This window comes from Synechococcus sp. H60.2, assembly GCF_047462315.1.
Classification (GTDB): Bacteria; Cyanobacteriota; Cyanobacteriia; order Thermostichales; family Thermostichaceae; genus Thermostichus.
The window spans coordinates 1-16,334 of sequence record NZ_JANSIZ010000033.1 but is presented as its reverse complement, the minus strand read 5'-3'; the positions used below and the strand labels follow the sequence as shown (position 1 = coordinate 16,334).

Annotated in this window: 17 protein-coding genes and 1 tRNA gene; 7 read left to right on the top strand and 11 right to left on the bottom strand. The window is 60.1% G+C overall.

Annotated features, from left to right (window positions below; all coding sequences use genetic code 11):
- The first annotated feature begins 117 nt into the window (after window positions 1-117).
- Window positions 118-3,054: a phosphoenolpyruvate carboxylase gene (ppc, locus tag NW845_RS06950; protein ID WP_414364313.1), complete on the top strand. Its 2,937-nt coding sequence runs from the start codon at window positions 118-120 to the stop codon at window positions 3,052-3,054.
- 107 nt (window positions 3,055-3,161) lie between these two features.
- Here the strand turns inward: ppc and NW845_RS06945 are convergent, their stop codons facing one another.
- Window positions 3,162-3,944, bottom strand: a complete 783-nt coding sequence (locus NW845_RS06945) for a Ycf66 family protein (protein WP_414377717.1) — start codon at window positions 3,942-3,944, stop codon at window positions 3,162-3,164.
- Between the two features lie 166 nt (window positions 3,945-4,110).
- Between NW845_RS06945 and NW845_RS06940 the strand changes: the two genes are divergently transcribed.
- A complete protein-coding gene (locus tag NW845_RS06940; protein ID WP_414377715.1) occupies window positions 4,111-4,512 on the top strand; it encodes a hypothetical protein in 402 nt (133 codons plus the stop codon).
- On the opposite strand, the gene aroH is transcribed toward NW845_RS06940, so the two are convergent.
- The 6 genes from aroH to NW845_RS06910 all read right to left on the bottom strand — a co-directional run bounded on the left by aroH (window position 4,509) and on the right by NW845_RS06910 (window position 7,656).
- Window positions 4,509-4,883 (bottom strand): chorismate mutase, encoded by a 375-nt coding sequence (gene aroH, locus NW845_RS06935; RefSeq protein ID WP_011429723.1) that lies wholly within the window; start codon window positions 4,881-4,883, stop codon window positions 4,509-4,511. The genes NW845_RS06940 and aroH overlap by 4 nt on opposite strands.
- 91 nt (window positions 4,884-4,974) lie before the next feature.
- Window positions 4,975-5,664, bottom strand: coding sequence for a V4R domain-containing protein (locus NW845_RS06930; protein WP_414364317.1), 690 nt, complete (start codon window positions 5,662-5,664; stop codon window positions 4,975-4,977).
- A 64-nt stretch (window positions 5,665-5,728) separates the two neighbouring features.
- Window positions 5,729-6,211: a hypothetical protein gene (locus tag NW845_RS06925; protein ID WP_414364319.1), complete on the bottom strand. Its 483-nt coding sequence runs from the start codon at window positions 6,209-6,211 to the stop codon at window positions 5,729-5,731.
- A 45-nt stretch (window positions 6,212-6,256) separates the two neighbouring features.
- Complete coding sequence (locus tag NW845_RS06920; RefSeq protein WP_414364320.1) at window positions 6,257-6,505, bottom strand: hypothetical protein; 249 nt, start codon at window positions 6,503-6,505, stop codon at window positions 6,257-6,259.
- Window positions 6,502-7,185, bottom strand: a complete 684-nt coding sequence (locus NW845_RS06915; protein WP_414371328.1) for a V4R domain-containing protein — start codon at window positions 7,183-7,185, stop codon at window positions 6,502-6,504. Before NW845_RS06915 ends, NW845_RS06920 begins: the two co-directional genes overlap by 4 nt.
- 159 nt (window positions 7,186-7,344) lie before the next feature.
- Window positions 7,345-7,656, bottom strand: coding sequence for an Hfq-related RNA-binding protein (locus NW845_RS06910; RefSeq protein WP_414377711.1), 312 nt, complete (start codon window positions 7,654-7,656; stop codon window positions 7,345-7,347).
- 292 nt (window positions 7,657-7,948) lie between these two features.
- On the opposite strand from NW845_RS06910, the gene gvpA reads away from it, so the two are divergent.
- The 5 genes from gvpA to NW845_RS06885 all read left to right on the top strand — a co-directional run bounded on the left by gvpA (window position 7,949) and on the right by NW845_RS06885 (window position 11,520).
- On the top strand, window positions 7,949-8,167 hold the full coding sequence (gvpA, locus tag NW845_RS06905) for a gas vesicle structural protein GvpA (RefSeq protein ID WP_011429717.1): 219 nt from the start codon (window positions 7,949-7,951) through the stop codon (window positions 8,165-8,167).
- Between the two features lie 240 nt (window positions 8,168-8,407).
- The gene (gvpC, locus tag NW845_RS06900) at window positions 8,408-9,415 is read left to right on the top strand and encodes a gas vesicle protein GvpC (RefSeq protein WP_414377708.1); all 1,008 of its coding nucleotides are present in this window, start codon (window positions 8,408-8,410) and stop codon (window positions 9,413-9,415) included.
- Window positions 9,416-9,503: 88 nt separating this feature from the next.
- Window positions 9,504-10,388 (top strand): gas vesicle protein GvpN, encoded by an 885-nt coding sequence (gene gvpN / locus NW845_RS06895; RefSeq protein WP_414334468.1) that lies wholly within the window; start codon window positions 9,504-9,506, stop codon window positions 10,386-10,388.
- A 32-nt stretch (window positions 10,389-10,420) separates the two neighbouring features.
- Entirely contained in the window at window positions 10,421-10,762 is a 342-nt protein-coding gene (locus NW845_RS06890; RefSeq protein WP_414377705.1) for a gas vesicle protein, read from the top strand.
- A 323-nt stretch (window positions 10,763-11,085) separates the two neighbouring features.
- Window positions 11,086-11,520, top strand: coding sequence for an LptA/OstA family protein (locus tag NW845_RS06885; RefSeq protein ID WP_414377728.1), 435 nt, complete (start codon window positions 11,086-11,088; stop codon window positions 11,518-11,520).
- Window positions 11,521-11,583: 63 nt separating this feature from the next.
- On the opposite strand, the gene NW845_RS06880 is transcribed toward NW845_RS06885, so the two are convergent.
- The 4 genes from NW845_RS06880 to NW845_RS06865 all read right to left on the bottom strand — a co-directional run.
- Window positions 11,584-11,657 (bottom strand) — tRNA-Arg (locus NW845_RS06880).
- A 17-nt stretch (window positions 11,658-11,674) separates the two neighbouring features.
- Window positions 11,675-12,316 (bottom strand): ribonuclease HII, encoded by a 642-nt coding sequence (locus tag NW845_RS06875; protein WP_414377703.1) that lies wholly within the window; start codon window positions 12,314-12,316, stop codon window positions 11,675-11,677.
- 82 nt (window positions 12,317-12,398) lie between these two features.
- Window positions 12,399-14,549 carry an Rne/Rng family ribonuclease gene (locus NW845_RS06870; RefSeq protein WP_414377701.1) on the bottom strand — a complete coding sequence of 717 codons (2,151 nt, stop codon included), beginning with the start codon at window positions 14,547-14,549 and terminating at the stop codon, window positions 12,399-12,401.
- Between the two features lie 1,018 nt (window positions 14,550-15,567).
- On the bottom strand, window positions 15,568-16,334 hold a 767-nt coding region (locus NW845_RS06865), incomplete at its 5' end, for a TIGR03936 family radical SAM-associated protein (protein ID WP_414377699.1).

Here is a 16,334-nt window from a genome sequence, read left to right as displayed (position 1 = left end):
AGGGGGAGAGGTGGCCAGGGTGCCAAGAAAGCTCTCCTCCAAGGGTGATGCTAGCTACATCTGCGCTTCCAGCGAACAGGCTCTAATATTGGGATGGTTGTTCTAGGAGCTGCCTTCATGACCTCTTCCTCCCACCTGACGAGTGCAGAGCGGGCAGTGGGTTCTGCCAATGGCCGGAAGGAGGCCCCTCTACTGGCGGAACGGGATCCCTTGGCCTGTGCCCTCCCCACAGATGAAGTGCTTGACCGCAGGAACAACCTGTTGAATCGCCGCCTGCAACTGGTGGAAGAACTTTGGGAATCCGTAATCCTGCAGGAGTGCGGGCAGCCTTTGGTGGATCTGCTGCGGCGGCTGCGCTCCATGTGTTCCCCTGAAGGGCAGGCCTTGGAGTACCCCATCCCGGAAGTACTACAAATTGTCGAGCATCTCAGCCTCGATGCAGCCATTCAAACGGCCCGCGCCTTCGCCTTGTTCTTTCAGTTGATCAACATCGTTGAACAGCATTACGAACGGGCAGAAGACTCAGATATGCGCATGGTGGACAGCCAGCAGCGCACCGTGCGGGAAAATGAAAAATTTGAACGTCTGTTCCCTTACCTGCGAGTTCAGGGGGTGCCGCCGGGACTGCTGCGCCGGCTGCTGGAGCGGCTGCACATCCGCCTGGTGTTCACCGCCCACCCCACCGAGATTGTCCGCCACACTATCCGCGAAAAGCAACGGGCCTTCTCCCGCCTGCTCAGCCAACTGGACTGGGCAGAGCAATCCCACCCTCTGCAGGCCCAGATGTTGAGAGAACAACTGGCGGAGGAAGTTCTGCTCTGGTGGCGCACCGACGAATTGCATCAGGCCAAGCCAACAGTACTCAACGAAGTCGATTACACCTTGCACTATTTTGAAGAGGTACTGTTTCAGGCTATCCCCCTGCTGCACGAATACCTCAGCCGCAGCCTGAAAAAGTCCTTTCCCAGCGTCGAGCCACCGCCAGCAGGATTTTGCAACTTCGGCTCGTGGGTAGGCGGGGATCGGGACGGCAACCCTTCCGTCACTGCCGACGTTACCTGGCAAACGGCCCGCTACCAGCGCAACCTAATTTTGGGCAAGTACATCGAGTCGGTGAAGGCGCTCACCAAAACCTTGAGCGTCTCTTTGCACTGGGGGGATGTGGACAGCCAGTTGCTGGATGCCCTTGAGCAGGATCGTCGCCTCATGCCGGAGGTTTACGAGTCCTTTTCGCTGCAATATCGCCAGGAGCCCTACCGGCTCAAGCTTAGCTACATCCAGCGGCGGCTGGAGCTGACGCGGGAGCGCAACCGCAATTTGGCTGACTCCGCCTATCTGCCCGCTCCTCCCCCCGTGGACAACGCCTACGCCAATGCGGAAGAATTTCTGGCCGACTTGCAGCTTATTCAGAGCAGCTTGAAAAACAGTGGCCTCTCCTGCCGCCAGTTGGATCACCTCATTCACCAGGTGCAGGTCTTTGGCTTCCATCTGGCCCACCTGGATATCCGCCAAGACAGCAGCTACCACGAGGCCGCTCTCACCGAGATCTTCGAGTACCTGCGGATCTTGCCGCGGTCCTACAGCGAGATGACGGAGGAGGAAAAAACGGCTTTTCTCCTGCGGGAGCTGCAAACCCGCCGGCCCCTCATCCCTCTAGAAGCTCCCTTTTCCGATAAGGCGGCAGAGCTGATTGCCACCTTTCGCACCCTGCGCCGGCTGCAGCAGGAGTTTGGACCGGCCATGTGCCAAACCTATGTAATCAGCATGAGCCGCCAGCTGAGCGATCTGCTAGAGGTGCTGCTGCTGGCCAAGGAGGTGGGCCTTTATGATCCCATCAGCGGGCGGGGATCCCTGGCGGTGGTGCCGCTGTTTGAGACCGTTGAAGACCTCAAGCAGGCACCAGAGGTGCTGCGGCAGTTGTTGGAGATTCCTTTCTATCGCCAGTACTTGGCTCAGCAGGAAAACCTACAGGAGGTGATGCTGGGCTACTCGGATAGCAACAAGGATGCTGGCTTTCTAAGCAGCAACTGGGAGATCTACAAAGCCCAGCAGCGGCTGCAGGCAGTGGCCGAGTCCTATGGTGTGAAGTTGCAGATCTTCCATGGCCGGGGTGGCTCGGTGGGGCGCGGGGGAGGGCCAGCCTACGAGGCAATTTTGGCCCAGCCGGGACGCAGCGTGGGGGGCCGCATCAAGATTACTGAGCAGGGAGAGGTGTTGGCCTCCAAGTATTCTCTCCAGGATCTGGCCATTTTTAACCTGGAAACTGTTACCAGCGCCGTCATTCAGGCAAGCCTGCTGCGCACCTACCCCAATGACCTGCACGAGTGGTCGCGCCTGATGGAATCGCTGGCAGAGCGCTCTCGCCAGGTGTACCGCAACCTGGTCTATGAGCAGGAGGGCTTTGTGGAGTTTTTCCACGAGGTCACCCCCATTGAAGAAATTGGCCAACTGCAGATCAGCTCCCGCCCTGCCCGCCGCAGCGGCAACTCGAAAGATATCGGATCCCTGCGGGCCATTCCCTGGGTATTCAGTTGGACGCAAAGCCGTTTTCTCTTGCCCGCCTGGTATGGAGTGGGCACCGCTCTGGAGGAATACGCGGCTAAAGGCGAGCACAACCTCAACCACCTGCAGCATCTCTACCGCGAGTGGCCCTTCTTCCGCATGGTGATCTCCAAAGTGGAGATGACCCTGGCCAAGGCGGATTTGCAAATTGCCCGCCATTACGTGCGAGAGATGAGCTCCCCCGAGCGCCTGGCGCGGGCGATGGAGCTATTCGAGTGCATTGCCCAAGAAATGTACCGCACCCGCGAGATGGTTTTGAAAATTACAGGGCACAAGGAGCTGTTGGAGAACGACCCCTACCTGAAGCGCTCGGTGCAACTGCGCAACCGTTCAATCGTGCCTCTCGGGTTTATTCAGGTCTCGCTCCTCAAGCGCCTGCGTGGTAAGCAAAAGTCCCACCTTCACAACACCCAGTACAACCGCGCCGAACTGCTGCGGGGAGCTCTGCTCACCATCAACGGCATCGCTGCTGGTATGCGCAACACCGGTTGAGGATCGATGGATAAGGACAGCTACAGCCCTCTCCAACCGGCTTAAGATCTCTCCGGGAGGAAAGCAGTTGGGAGTCGCCCTTAGGCTAGAACGGCTTGAGGGTGAGGTCAGAACAAATCATCTTCGTACTCGTCTGGCTCCGCCTCTTGCACTTCCACCGATTCTACCTCGACAACGCGGCGGGAGGGACGACGAGGTTTTTCATCGGCATAGCCCTCCTCCTGGTCTTGAGGCAGACGAGGGGGACGGCGGCGGGTGACTGTGCCCCGTTCTTCCTGCGCATCCTCGGGATAGTCCTCGGCAGCCGGGCGGCGAGGGGGAGCCTGCTCATCGTACTCGGCGTCTCGACGGGAGCGGGTCTCTGGCTCGTCGTAATACTCCTCCGCTTCCGGGCGACGGCGCGGGCGCACCCGGGTATCGCTGGTCAGTTGGGGCCGCGGGCGACGAGCTGGCTCCTCGCTACGTTCAGGAATGGAGCGACTGGCGGAGGAAGTGTCGCGAATGCGGGATCCGCTAGCCCGCGTGGAAACGCTGCGCGCCTGTGGATAGCCATCCGGTGGATAGGTGCGGCTGAAGCCCCGGCCCCGCACGTCCGGACGAAGCCCGCCTACCTGCCGTACCTTTTCGTTCAGGAGGATCCGCAATCGGAAAGTTTCGAGGGCAAACCAGCCGGCCACTACCGCCAACAGCACCTGGGCAAAAAACAGCAACGGGATCAGGCGCTGACCTTCCAAGAGCAGACAGACGGAATAGATCAGGCCCATCGTTGCGAAAATCACATCCGACTCTGCGGAGGCCTCGCGCTTGATAAAGCGAACAGCAAAGATGGCCCCACTGGCAATCGCCACCAGCGCTGCCATCAAAAAATAGGGGCTTTGGGTGAGAAACATGCCAGGGATCCCTAAACTGATGAAAACAGGAAGGCGTCAGGCCTTGCCCATTTCACAGCCGATCCTAACATCGATCCTCCCGGGGACAACCCTCCCGGTTTTAGGGCAGGATCCCTCAAAGGAAGGGGATCGGTGCTAGGATGGCCTGTACATTCCAGTAGGCTTCATGCTGTATCTGGCGCGGGTAGACAAGAAAAGTCTTTTTGGCCAGGCGGAGCTGCAGCTCTTGGCGCAGCAAGCCGAGGGTAGAGTTTGGACGCCGCTGCGCCAGCCGGAACGGGTTACCTCCAAGGAGGCAGCCTCCTACAACGTGGGGGTATTGCTGCTGGTTGAGCTTGCGGAAAATCGGCAGGTGCAGCGGGTGGAAGAGGCGGCGATGAAGTTGGTGGAGATGTTGCACAGCCTCTCGCAGGCCTGCAGCCTAGCCGACTTGGCGGAGATCGAAAGCTGGCGCCAATCTTTAACCCGGCAAAGCCAAGAGCTGAGTCGTCGCGAAGCCGAGGTGGCTGCCCGCCAAGAGCAACTGCAGCAGTGGGAAGCTCGCTTGCGGGAGAAGCTATCTTCCTAGACTGGGCTGAGATCGGGCCGTAGCTCGCGGGCACCTCGCAGATAGACGTGGTGCATCTCAGCTTGAGCCAGCGGGGTATTCAGTTGGATCAAAACGCGGATACAACGGGGCAGAGCGCCGTTGACGTCCATCTGTTGCACGTCCAACAGAGGCACCAACTCCCAGCCGGGGCGGCGGCGGGCAAATTGGGCGGGAAAGGCCGCGTTTAGATCGGGGGTGACCGAGAAAATGACGCTCACCAACTCCGCCGGATTGATGGCGTTACGATGTTCCAGGGCGTCCAGTAGCTCGTTCACCGCCGCACCAATGGCCTCGGCAGTGTTGGCCGGAACGGTGATGGCCCCTCGGATTGCTCTGACCCGCCACCCCAATGGCTACACCCTCACGCGCTTGAGCTCGTCTTGCTCCCAGAGAATTATACAGACTTGTCTCGAAGGGATCCTATCCCGCTGCTGGATCGGGTTACGGGGCGGGCTGTAACAACTTCTCCAGGATCTGGTCGTGGCTGAGGCCGGAGTCCACCCAGGCCTCTCCTTCCTTGAGGCGGGCGGCAGCGGTCAAGATAAACAAGTTGCTCTTCGCTCCCAAAGCCTCGCTGGTGGTTTGCACACAGGCCAGATCCTGGCCAGTCAACTGGCTAAACCAGGTGGCCAACAGCCCTGCCTCCAAAAAGCCCATCGGGCGCTTGAAGTGAGGGGGTGTGGCAGCGGCAAAGGGAGAGTTGCGGATTGACACCACCAGCACCCCCTGATTTTTGTAAGTCCAGTCGATGTCGATCAGCCCCCAGCCGTGGGTTTTCCAGGCTTGTTTGAGATTTTGTAAAAAGAGCCCCATCTCCAGCTCGGACAAAGGCTTCTGGTAGTAGTCGGAGAGCTCCTGGGCAAAGCGGCGGAAAAACTCTTTGCCCCACATACGGCCACAGTTGCGCAATACCAGGCGGGCGGCTTGCCCTGTCTCATATTCCAAGCCAGTGTAGATGCCCCGTAGCAATGCTTCTGGAAGGGCCAAGAGCCGGTCACCGTGGCGACTTGCCAGCAAACCGGACTCCAGATCGCCTTGCAGATAGGCGCTGGGCGCGTAGTAGTTGCCCAAAACAGGCGTATAGGGGTCGAAGCTGGTGGAGCCATTGGGGATAGCGGTGGTGCCGGCCATATGTCAAAGATCCCTGGGCTATCAAGTAGGGCAGCGTAATTGGGAAACTCAGCAGGAGAGACCTCTACTCAGTTGATCTGAGTCCGTCCAAAGAGAGCAAAGCTGCTTGCGCCTGGGTAATCAAGGGGCGAATAAACTCTAGCTCTCCAGGGGCCAGATGATCCCTTAGCTCTTGCTGACAAATCCGATAAGCAACCTCGTAGGCGCTTTGCAGCTTGTACAGGCGCACCTCTTCCTCCATCCACTCGATCAGCCGCTCCTTCAACAGGTTCTCGTCCTGGAGCAACATGGCCAGGGCGCTGTAACGCAGCAACAGGAGCAGGTGCCGCTGGCAGAGATCCACCACCTGAGAGGAAAGGTTGGGCATCTCCTTTTGAAGGGTGTTTAGGGTGCGGCTTACCATCTGGCTCTCCCGCTCCCGTACGGCCCGGTACACGTGCAGCCTTTTGGGCCAGCCCAGTACATAGGCCTTGAGCTGCTCCAGTTGCTCCGGTGTGAGGTAGCGGGCCTCTGCCTCAATTAGCATCTGCTCCAGTGGGCTCACCATCTCACCTCTCCCAAGTGTTGGTCGGTGCTTAGCGGGTGTCGGAGTTCAGAACAGGCTGAATAAATCGGCCAAAGTGATCTGTTCCTCTTCAGCCTGCGGCGGCGCTGCCGCCAGGGATCCCATAGAACGGGCCGCCAACGCCAGGGGATCCCCCGCCCAGGGGATGGAGCCGAAGTGCTCTTGCACTCGTACAAAAGGCATGGGCAGGGAGGGGTCTTGCAGAGGGCGGTTATCCCAATTCAGGCGGGCAAAAAAGCTCTGCACCGACTCTTCCAGAAAAACCTCTGCCGTCATGACTTGGTCACTCCTTGCCCAGAGCGCAGCTTTTGGGCAATTTCGCCGGCAGTGGCCCCTTCGTTGAGCCAAAAGGCAGCCGCATCGATGCGATCTTTACTACCCAGCAAAAACTTGCAGTAGCTTTCCCCCATGGAATAGCACTGGATCTCGATGCAGTTGAGCTGTCGTTCCACCATGGCGCTGAAAAACCCGGCAAATAAGCCGGCGTAGAGGTGGCAAACAGGTTTACCCACGTCCCCCAGGGTGCGGGCCACGGCGGAGTCGAACAGATTAATGAAAATAAATCCCTGCCGCCGGCCCTCAGTCTCCACCTCCCAGCGCCCCCAGCCTTGCGAGGTCAAAGGCCACCACCAGGTTTCCAAAAGAAACATCAGGTGGCTCTGCTTCGGCTTGCGCCGATACTCCTCCTCGAACCAGTGGGAGAAGTGGATGGCATCGTTGCGCCCCCACTCGCGGCCAATGGTGTACATCAACGAGGCAGAGGCATCCCCCACTTCTTCTTCTAAGCCCTGCTGTAGGCCCAGGATAAAATCCTCGCTCACCAAGACATTGCGGGTGCCCGTCCAGTCCACCAGGGATCCCTGGGCAAGGTCGAAGCGAAAAAAGTCTTCGCGGCTGTAGTGATTGTGCCGTTGGGCAGCAGGCTGCAGGCTCAGCTCAATGAGACCCGTTGTCATAGCAGTGGGGAGGGTGGTAGTTTTTTCCTTGTACAGTACACTTCTAGCTGAATCATAACCTCTTCGCCGCGCGCTTTGGCCACAGCCGTCGATGGGTGCAACAGAGGGAGCGCCACCGCCAGGAAGCAGATGTGACGAAGAGGCTGCAGGGGTTTGGGCTTAGGCGGGGGGCCTGACTTTGACAAAGGCGATGGCCGAGCGCCACAGCAGCGATTCTTGTCCCTCTGCGTCTGCCAAACAGAGGCAGTCGGGATCCTGCCAGCGCAACTGGCCGACGAAGACATCTCCTGTGTTGAGCTTAACTTCCAAGATTTCCCGCTCCCGGATCACCTTCTGCAGGCGGCGCACACTTGGGATCCCAGTGTTGAACTCGGTCACGGCAGCCCTCTTGGCCAGCGAAAGGACAGCAAGCGCACTGCTCTCAGTATAGGGGATCCCTGCTGGCCCGCACCTTGGCTGGACAATCTCCATAGCCGGGATCCAAAAACACTCTTACCCCCTGACCCACTTTTTCTTTCGGCGAGTACTATGTAGGGGGGATGGCGGTTGGAAAAGACGGTAAGTCTTGTTGACCTGCCGTATTTTTTAAGCGAATCCACGGGTGTTCTCCCCGAAAAAAGTTAGCAGAATAGGGATGGGGCGACAGAAAGTGCGCTTGTCGCCCTGGAGAAGGCAAATCCCAGCTTGGGATCCTTAGTCGCCTGCTGTTTTGCTACCGAATTGTTTGTCTTTTTCAACCATCATCTGTGCAGGAGAGATCGTTATGGCAGTCGAGAAAGTGAACTCTTCTTCGAGCTTGGCCGAAGTGATCGACCGCATTTTGGACAAAGGGATCGTGGTCGATGCCTGGGTGCGGGTTTCTTTGGTGGGGATCGAGCTGTTGGCCATTGAGGCGCGCGTCGTTGTGGCTTCGGTGGAAACCTACCTGAAATACGCCGAGGCTGTGGGCCTGACGGCTACCGCTGCTGCCCCTGCCGTCTAAATCTGACCCAATCACTCGATCCCCTTGCCTTCAACACCGCGGGGGTCGAAGGGTCGGGTCGTCGAGAAGGCGAGGCAGGAATCTGCTGTCGATCTCTGCCTTGTTTCCTTAGCCTCGGCTTGGGGATCGAAGCGGGCGGTGGTGTTGAGCTACAGGCCGTGCTGGTGGAGAGCGAGTTGGGAAAAAGCGGAGAACTGCATTCGCCCAGGCATTGAGAAGGACGTAGGGGGGTTGGACGCCATGAGTTTGCAGGAACAGTGGGCCGCGGCCCGCAGCCGACGGGCGGCTCAAAGTCAAAGTTTGTTGAGCGGATCCCGGCAGCAGCGCCTGGAGCAGCACCGCGCTCTGATGGCCGAGCTGAGACAACGTTGCCAGGAACGACAAGAGGCAATACGGCAGCAGAGGGAACAAAGTCGCAGCCAACTGCGCAACCTGGAGCAGAGCCGGGTGGCGCAGCGGGCCTTGGACGAGCATTCTCGCCTGGAGGCTGTGGCCCAGCGGGCCAAAGCAGTGGCGGAGCTTCTCTCTCGCATGGCCCAAGAACGAGCCGCCCAATCGCAGGCCCAACAGCAGGAGCTGCGGACTTTTCGGGCCGACTTGGCTGCGACGGTGGAGAGCCTGCTGAGCACCTGTGCCCAGGCGCGGCAGGCCATGGCTAACCAAACCCGACAAGTGCGGCAGGCGTTCTGTGCCGAATTGCGGCAGTGGGTACAAGCTTTGCAGCAACTGGCGCGGCAGGAGCTGGCTCAGATTGCTCAAGAACAGCGGGCAGAGGCCGAGGCTTTGCGGCAGGCTTTGGCGGCTTTCCGCAGGGCGTTGCACGAGCAGGTGTGGGGGAATGGGATCCCAGGGGATCAGGCCATTGTCCCAGATCTTGAGGAATCTGAAGAGGGTGATAAGCCGCCTGAGAGCTCGGTCAAAGCTACAGCAACGGTTTCGTCTGAGGTTACCCAACCAGAGCTTGGAGTTCCAGTCTCAGACAACACAGCCCCTCCTCCTGTGACACCCCCTGAACCTCCGCCAGTTCCGCCCGAGCCCACCCCTGAGCTGGATCCCATCGTGGCCTACGTCAACGACTATGTGGCCAGCCTGCAAGCGCAGGATCCCGATGTCACGTTGCTGCAGGTGATCGGGGATCGGGAGCGGGTGCGGGATCTGCTAGCCCGGGCTGCGGTGGATCTGGGGGTGGATCCCTCGGAAATCTTGGCCACCTTGCGGCGTATGGTGTCAGCGACGGTTGTGGTCTGAGCCCAGCGCAATCCCTAGGAGCGCAAGAAAACCGTTGCGGCTATAGTCAAGGCAAGAGCGTCACGGCAATTGAGAGTTGGGTATTGCTATGGCCACGGTTCTGCAGGCGCGTCCCCGCCAATTTGTGAACACTCCTTACATCGAGCGGATTACCCGCCGCGCTTTGCGCTATCTGCAGTCGGGTTTTGCGGTGCATCTGCGGGGGCCTTCGGGCACGGGCAAGACTACCCTGGCGATGCATTTGGCCAGCCTGCTGGGCCGCCCCATCATGCTGATCTACGGCGATGATCGCTTTGATTCTTCCGACCTGATCGGCGGGCGCACCGGCTTTACCCATCGGCGGGTGGTGGATAATTTCATCCACTCGGTGGTGAAAATGGAAGAAGACGTGCGGCAGCGCTGGGTGGATGCCCGCCTCACCTTGGCCTGCCGCGAGGGCTTTACCCTCATCTACGACGAGTTCAACCGCTCCCGCCCTGAGGCCAACAACGCCCTCCTGAGCGCTTTGGAAGAGAGGCTGCTGGTGTTGCCGCCAGATAGCAACCGCTCCGAATATCTGCGGGTGCATCCCCAGTTCCGGGCCATCTTCACCTCTAACCCAGAGGAATACACCGGGGTTCACAAGGCCCAAGATGCGCTGCTGGATCGGATGATCACCATCGATATGGGGGAACCGGACATCGAGACCGAAAAAGAGATCCTCACTGCCCGCATTGGTCTATCTGCCCCCGATGCCCTCAAGATCGTGCACATTGTGCGGGCTTTTCGCCGCAAGCTGGATTTGACCCGCCACCCTAGCCTGCGCAGTTGTCTGATGATCGGGCGCATCGTCAAGGAGCACGAGCTGGCGGTGAGCAAAGACAATGCCGACTTTCGCGCCTTGTGTGCCGACGTGCTGTTGCCCCGGGCCGGCAAGCGCTATGAAGAGGGATCCCAGTTGCTGAATTATCTGCTAGACCAACTGCCTGGCTAGGTCTTCTGCCTGTGGGTGTGCTCTGGAGGTCGATGAACCCTGTGCCGATTAGCTCTCAACCCTTGAATACGGCCACTCACGGCTCCTCGCTAGCCGACGTGTTGGAGCGGGTGCTGGATAAGGGCATTGTTATTGCTGGAGACATCACCGTTTCGGTGGGCAATGTGGAGCTGCTCAGTGTCCGCATTCGGCTGCTGATCTCTTCGGTGGACAAGGCCAAGGAGATTGGGATCAACTGGTGGGAATCGGATCCCTATCTCAGCAGCCAGGCGCGGGAGCTGCTGGAAACCAACCGCCAGTTGCTGCAGCGGGTCAGCGAGTTGGAAAAGCAACTGGCCCAAGCTTTGCCCAAGGGAGGCAATGGTAAGGAGTGAACAACTCCCGACACCCATCTTCGTTGAGTCAACACAACATGGCTGACGCCACGCTGCGCGCACCGATAGCGTACGGGCTTCCCGCTTCCCAGACTTGTTGGTACAGAGGTCTCAGCGTCCGGCCACCCTGCAACCCACGGCGGGAAACTCTCCAGAGATTTAACTTGTGCTCCCCACTTGTAGCACGAACGGCTTTCATCCCGACACTGATTGGCTCTTCACCCATACAGTGCGGGGCTTCGCGCCGATTAAGCTAACACACTGCCCCACCAGCGGGGCCAGGGATCCCAGGCTAGACTGGCAGGTGGGGTGGTTTGATTGAGGTGACGCGCATGGCCGTTGGGATCGACCTTGAGCAGAGAAACAGGTGCCAGCTAAGGGGGCTGACCTGGGCGGTGGGGGTGGCGCTGCTGCTGGCGATCCCCAGCCTGGCCTGGGGGCAAAGCCCGCGTGCCATCAGCATTAGCGCCAATGTCCAGGAGGCCAATGCCAACACGGGGGTGTTTGTAGCCACCGGCAACGTCACCCTCAGCTTCCCTGCCGAGCGCCTCACGGCCCGCGCCCAGAGAGCGGTGTACTACAGCCAGGAGCAGCGAATCGAGCTGGAGGGCCAGGTTACCATCCGCCAAGGGGAAAATCAGTTGCAAGCAGAAAAGGTCATCTATCACATCGAAAAAGGCACCATCCAGGCCGTGCCAGCAGCAGGAGGCCAGGTGGAGTCCGTTTATGTGCTACCGGAACCAACTGCAAGCCCCTAGCTAAGGCTTAGATCCAGATCCTGCTGAGAGAAGTGCTCCTCCGCTGTCGGCTTCTGGAAGAAACGCCCACGAAAGGATTCGAACCTCCGACCCCTGGGACCGGAACCCAGTGCTCTAGTCCGCTGAGCTACGTGGGCAGTGCATAGCCCCTATCCTACCCTCCAATTTCGCCTGCCTGCAAGTCTCGCAGGGGGGCAAAGCTACGGCGGTGCTGGGGGCTCGGCCCCAAGCGCTGCAGCGCCAGTCGGTGCTCCTGGGTGCCATAGCCGACGTTGGTGCACCAGCCGTAGCCGGGGTACTGCTGATCCCAGCTCTGCATCAGGGTATCCCGCCAGACTTTGGCCACGATAGAAGCGGCGGCGATGGAGAGGCTGAGCTGATCCCCCTTGATCAGCGCCGTCTGCCGGGATCCCAGCTCTGCCAACGGCAACCCATCCAGCAGGATGTGCTCCACTTCCCCCACCTGCGCCAGCGCCCGTTGCATGGCCAGCAGCGTGGCCTGGCGAATGTTGAGCCGGTCGATCTCGGCAGCAGAGGCACTACCAATGCCTACGGCCAGGGCTACTTGGGCAATCCGCTCCGCCCAGTAGGCACGCTGCGGCGGGCGCAGTTGTTTGCAGTCCTTCACCCCTGACAGCGCCTCCGGCTCCAGATGGGCCGGCAAAATCACCGCTGCTGCCACCACCGGCCCGGCCAGAGCCCCTCGCCCCACCTCATCCACCCCCGCCACGCGCTGCATCCCTCGTTGCCACAGGGATCCCTCCCACCTCAGGCTGGGTTGCGCTGCCTTGTCCATACCCCAAGCTCTGGAGTCAACGATACTCTAGACTGAGCCAACTGACCAACGGCGGGGTTTGCTCCCGGGCTCAACGGGCTGGCTAGCTGCTGCGGGAGCGCCGTCGTCTGGAGGCTGCCGGAGATTGCTGAGACGGGTCGATGACTACCTCCTGGGGCGTCACCGTTGCCGCCGGCTCCGCCATCAATGACAGAGGCGGAGTTTCCGACTCGGGGAGCTCTGGTGGGGGAAGAGTATTCACCGGCTCCTGCTCCGGCAAAGCGGCGGCTTCAGGGGGAAACCTCTCCGCCGTGCCGTTGCCAGAAGTTGCACCGGCCTCCGCCTCTTCCGGGCTGGCCATCTTTACAGTGCCCGGCAGGGCCACCATCACCACTGTGTCGCGGCCTGAGGGCGGTGGCTGATCCAGGAGCAACAGCGGCGACAGCCCTAACTCTGAGTAGACCCGCTGTTGCAAGGGGGTCATCTCCACAGTAATGGCTTGCCGGGCTGGACGGCTTTCTGGGAACTCCACCCCACCGGCGCGAGCGGATCGCCCAGAGGCGGACTGGTCTTTGCGGGAACCCTGCTCTTCCGCATCTTCTCCCCAGTCAGGACGCCGGGATTCTTTGCGCTTCTGCTCCGCTCCGCCCCCTGCCGGCGGCAAGAGATCTTCCCCCGGCGGCTCCAGGCTGCCCCCTTCTGCCCCAATGTCCCCGCTCCGGGAAACTGGGCGCTGGCCTACGCGGGGATCCACCCACTCGTCGCGGGGGCGTTTGCGCCCCACCTCAATCCGTGGTTCCTCCAGATCCGGTCGCTGTTCTGGGGTGGGACGGGAGCGGCGCAAGGAGACACGGCCTTCGGTTCGCGACACCCCATCGCTCCCCAGCCGCAGACGCGTCCGCTGCGAGTCGCCCTCCTGGAGCAGGCTTGGGCTGGAACCGTCCTCTTCGCCCTCCTCCCCCTCAGTAGGCAACGTTACCGGCAGGCCACTTTCGACCGTCAACAGCCGTCCTGGCTCAGCTCCTGGCAGGCGGGCCAGGATCCCTAGCCCCTCACAAGTAGGACAAGAGTGGCCGAAGATCTCGTAAAGACTTTGCCCCTGCCGTTTGCGGGTGAGCTCCACCAGCCCCAATTCCGACAACTGAACCACCTGAGGACGGGCTTTGTCGTGGGCGAGGGCCTTGTTGAAGTGCTCCAAAACCAGCAACTGGTCGCGGCGGGAATCCATGTCGATGAAATCCACCACGATCACGCCGGCAATGTTGCGCAGCCTCAGTTGACGAGCAATCTCGGTGGCCGCCTCACAGTTTGTCCACAGCACTGTCTCGCGAGAGGTGGCCGATTGGGTGAAAGAGCCGGAGTTGACATCGATCACCGTCAGGGCTTCGGTGGGCTCGATGACGATGTAGCCACCGGAGGGGAGATCCACCCGCGGTCGCAGCGCCTGCCGGATGACTGCATTGACCCGGAAATACTCCAGGATGGGGGTGGGATCACGGTGGGCATCGACCACGACGCCGGGCGGCATCTGGCCCTTGTTCCAACCTTGCAGATAGCTGCGCACCCGCTTTGCGCCAGCAACAGAGTCGGTAACGATACGGTTTACATCCTCCGAGTAAACGTCCCGCAGCACCCGCTGGATAAAATCGTCGTCTCGGCTGAGCAGCCCTGGCCCTCGTGCCGCCTGATACTGCTGTTGAATATCCTCCCAGAGCTTTTTCAATTGCTCCAGGTCTTCGATCATCGCCTCTTCAGATACCCCCTCGGCCTCGGTGCGCACCAACAGGCCCATCTGCGGGGGTTTGATCAAAATGGCCAGCGACTTCAGGCGATTGCGTTCTTCCCGATCCTCAATGCGGCGGGACAGATGAACCCCTTTGCCGTAGGGTCGCAGCACCAAGTACCGCCCTGGAAAGGCCAGATCGCCGGTGAGGCGTGGCCCTTTGTTGCCGGTGGGCTCCTTCATCACCTGCACCAGCACCTTCTGCTGGGGCAGAACCAGCTCGGAGATGGAGGCATGGTTGCGCTTAAGGCGCAGCGGGCCTAGGTCGCTGACGTGAATAAAGCCGTTGCGTTCGCCGGAGCCGATGTTGACAAAGGCAGCGTCGATGCTGGGCAGGACGTTCTCGATGATCCCGACGTAGACATCTCCCACCTGGTGGGTGCCACTAGCAACAATCAGCTCTTGCACTTGGTCTTCAGCGAAGACAGCAGCGACGCGATGTTGCTCGTCAATGACAATCTGCCTGGGCATTAACCTTCCTCCCCGCCCCCAGGGCCTGCGGTTGTGGATTGAACCCTCCTTGCGGCGAGGTGCTGTTCTTTTGTCGGGATCCGCTCAATTAGCCAAAATCGATTCATCATGGGGCTGTCTATTACCCTAAGCTCTACTTTGACGGAGGATGACCGATTTGCTGGGCTTCCACTCCACCATCGATGAGGTGAATCCAAGCTCATCGCATCCTTAGGATTGGGTGGGATTTGCATGGGGATTCATGGATAGGCTCGGGAGGCAAGATGACACCACTCCGACTCAGGCACCCCAGAAGAAATTAGATGATGGTTTGTGGCAGAAGCCCAATTGTGCCAGCCTAGATCCACAGAAAGACAGAGTTTGCACGCAGAAAGAAACACCTTCTCAGGGGAAAATAGAATGCTAGAGACAGGCCAAAGGGGCACACCTCTCTGTACCACCTATCAACTGGGCCCTGTTGCGCCCGTTACCTGGCCTGGGTACTGAGTTAGAATTGACACTCCCTCCGCCTGAAGGTGGGGGATTCTTACGTAGTCCACAGACGAACTCGTAAAGGCGTTGTCAAGCCGCCTCTAGACAGTTCCTTGGGGCAAAGTTCCAAGGTTCTGCTCACTTTTCTGTTCGCGTAGCGGGACAGAGTCCTTTCAGGTTGGCTGAGACGTTGGCATCCCCTAGGCGCTTGCCACCGCCCGGTTTTCTCACCGTGATTAGGTGCTCGCCTGGAAACAGTACGCCTCATCACTAAGTATACTAACTCTATAAGCACCATTGGCGAGCAACCAGAGTTGCCCATGGTCTCTTCGGCTCCACCTTAAAGTAAAAGTATGGGGCTGCCAAGTTATCTTTCTGTGTCTCCATTTCAGAAGATGCCTGCCCTGCCTTTGGCCAGGTTGTCCTGGTAAGCCCTGCAGCGGCAGAAGCCAGCAATAGAAATAGCGCCTGTCGGATCCCTCAGCCCAGACAGGGACGGGAAGCAGCCTTGGTCTCCTTTTTGTCCGGTTGATCCTGGGGCTGCTCCTCAGTTGGGATCGGAGGTGCCGTTGTCCCAGAGCAGTCGCAGCCGCTTGGCCATCTGTAGCGTCCAGCGGGGCAGGCCCAAGGCCTCGGCCATTTGCAGCAGTTGGGCGGGCCGCAGGTAAGCGCCGTCGTTGCGGCAACTGCCGCGGTAGAAGAGGCAGGCACTGCCGTCAGGGGCTAAGCCCTGGAACTCTAGGTAGTAAAGCAGGGGACGGGCATTGAAGAGGGAAGCTTTGCCCGCCTTGGAAGATTTCTCAATCCAAATTTCCCGCGCATCCAGGATCTGGGTAACCCAGGCAGGCCAATTGGCAGTAGGCGACTCACAGCTAACAGTGAGCTGATACTCGGCGGCATAGACGGCTTCGGTGGCTGAGGGATCCCGCAGGCCAATCTCTTGAATGGCCTGGATGGAGATTTCGGGGGGCAGTTGCTCGGCAAGCAGGGCGCGCAGCTCCTCCGGGGCAAAGGGAGCCCCAGGGCGGGCCAGGAGTTCCAGATCGAGGATCTCCCCATAGCCTTCCTGGCCGATGGGCAGGGCGTTGGCGTTGGCCAGGCGGGGCATGGGGTGATAGCCGCCGCTAAAGGCCAAGGGCAAGCCGGCGCGCCGACAGGCCCGTTCCCACAGCCGCATCAGATCCAGGTGGCCCAGCCAGCGCAGATCCCCGGTTTTGCCGTAGGTGATGCGGAAGCGCTGGGCGGGCGGCTCTGGCTCGAGAGGATCCGGGGTGGGGGTGGGCCGGCTTTGCAGGGGCGGGACGGGCGGGGGCG

Excerpts from the sequence above, each read along its gene's own strand:
- gvpC (WP_414377708.1), top strand. The coding sequence starts at position 8,408 with ATGAGTTTGCAGGAACAGTGGGCCGCGGCCCGCAGCCGACGGGCGGCT.
- NW845_RS06915 (WP_414371328.1), bottom strand. The coding sequence starts at position 7,185 with ATGACAACGGGTCTCATTGAGCTGAGCCTGCAGCCTGCTGCCCAACGG.
- gvpN (WP_414334468.1), top strand. The coding sequence starts at position 9,504 with ATGGCCACGGTTCTGCAGGCGCGTCCCCGCCAATTTGTGAACACTCCT.
- NW845_RS06890 (WP_414377705.1), top strand. The coding sequence starts at position 10,421 with ATGAACCCTGTGCCGATTAGCTCTCAACCCTTGAATACGGCCACTCAC.
- NW845_RS06930 (WP_414364317.1), bottom strand. The coding sequence starts at position 5,664 with ATGGCCGGCACCACCGCTATCCCCAATGGCTCCACCAGCTTCGACCCC.
- NW845_RS06870 (WP_414377701.1), bottom strand. The coding sequence starts at position 14,549 with ATGCCCAGGCAGATTGTCATTGACGAGCAACATCGCGTCGCTGCTGTC.
- NW845_RS06925 (WP_414364319.1), bottom strand. The coding sequence starts at position 6,211 with ATGGTGAGCCCACTGGAGCAGATGCTAATTGAGGCAGAGGCCCGCTAC.
- gvpA (WP_011429717.1), top strand. The coding sequence starts at position 7,949 with ATGGCAGTCGAGAAAGTGAACTCTTCTTCGAGCTTGGCCGAAGTGATC.
- NW845_RS06875 (WP_414377703.1), bottom strand. The coding sequence starts at position 12,316 with ATGGACAAGGCAGCGCAACCCAGCCTGAGGTGGGAGGGATCCCTGTGG.
- ppc (WP_414364313.1), top strand. The coding sequence starts at position 118 with ATGACCTCTTCCTCCCACCTGACGAGTGCAGAGCGGGCAGTGGGTTCT.
- NW845_RS06940 (WP_414377715.1), top strand. The coding sequence starts at position 4,111 with ATGCTGTATCTGGCGCGGGTAGACAAGAAAAGTCTTTTTGGCCAGGCG.
- NW845_RS06910 (WP_414377711.1), bottom strand. The coding sequence starts at position 7,656 with ATGGAGATTGTCCAGCCAAGGTGCGGGCCAGCAGGGATCCCCTATACT.
- NW845_RS06920 (WP_414364320.1), bottom strand. The coding sequence starts at position 6,505 with ATGACGGCAGAGGTTTTTCTGGAAGAGTCGGTGCAGAGCTTTTTTGCC.
- NW845_RS06945 (WP_414377717.1), bottom strand. The coding sequence starts at position 3,944 with ATGTTTCTCACCCAAAGCCCCTATTTTTTGATGGCAGCGCTGGTGGCG.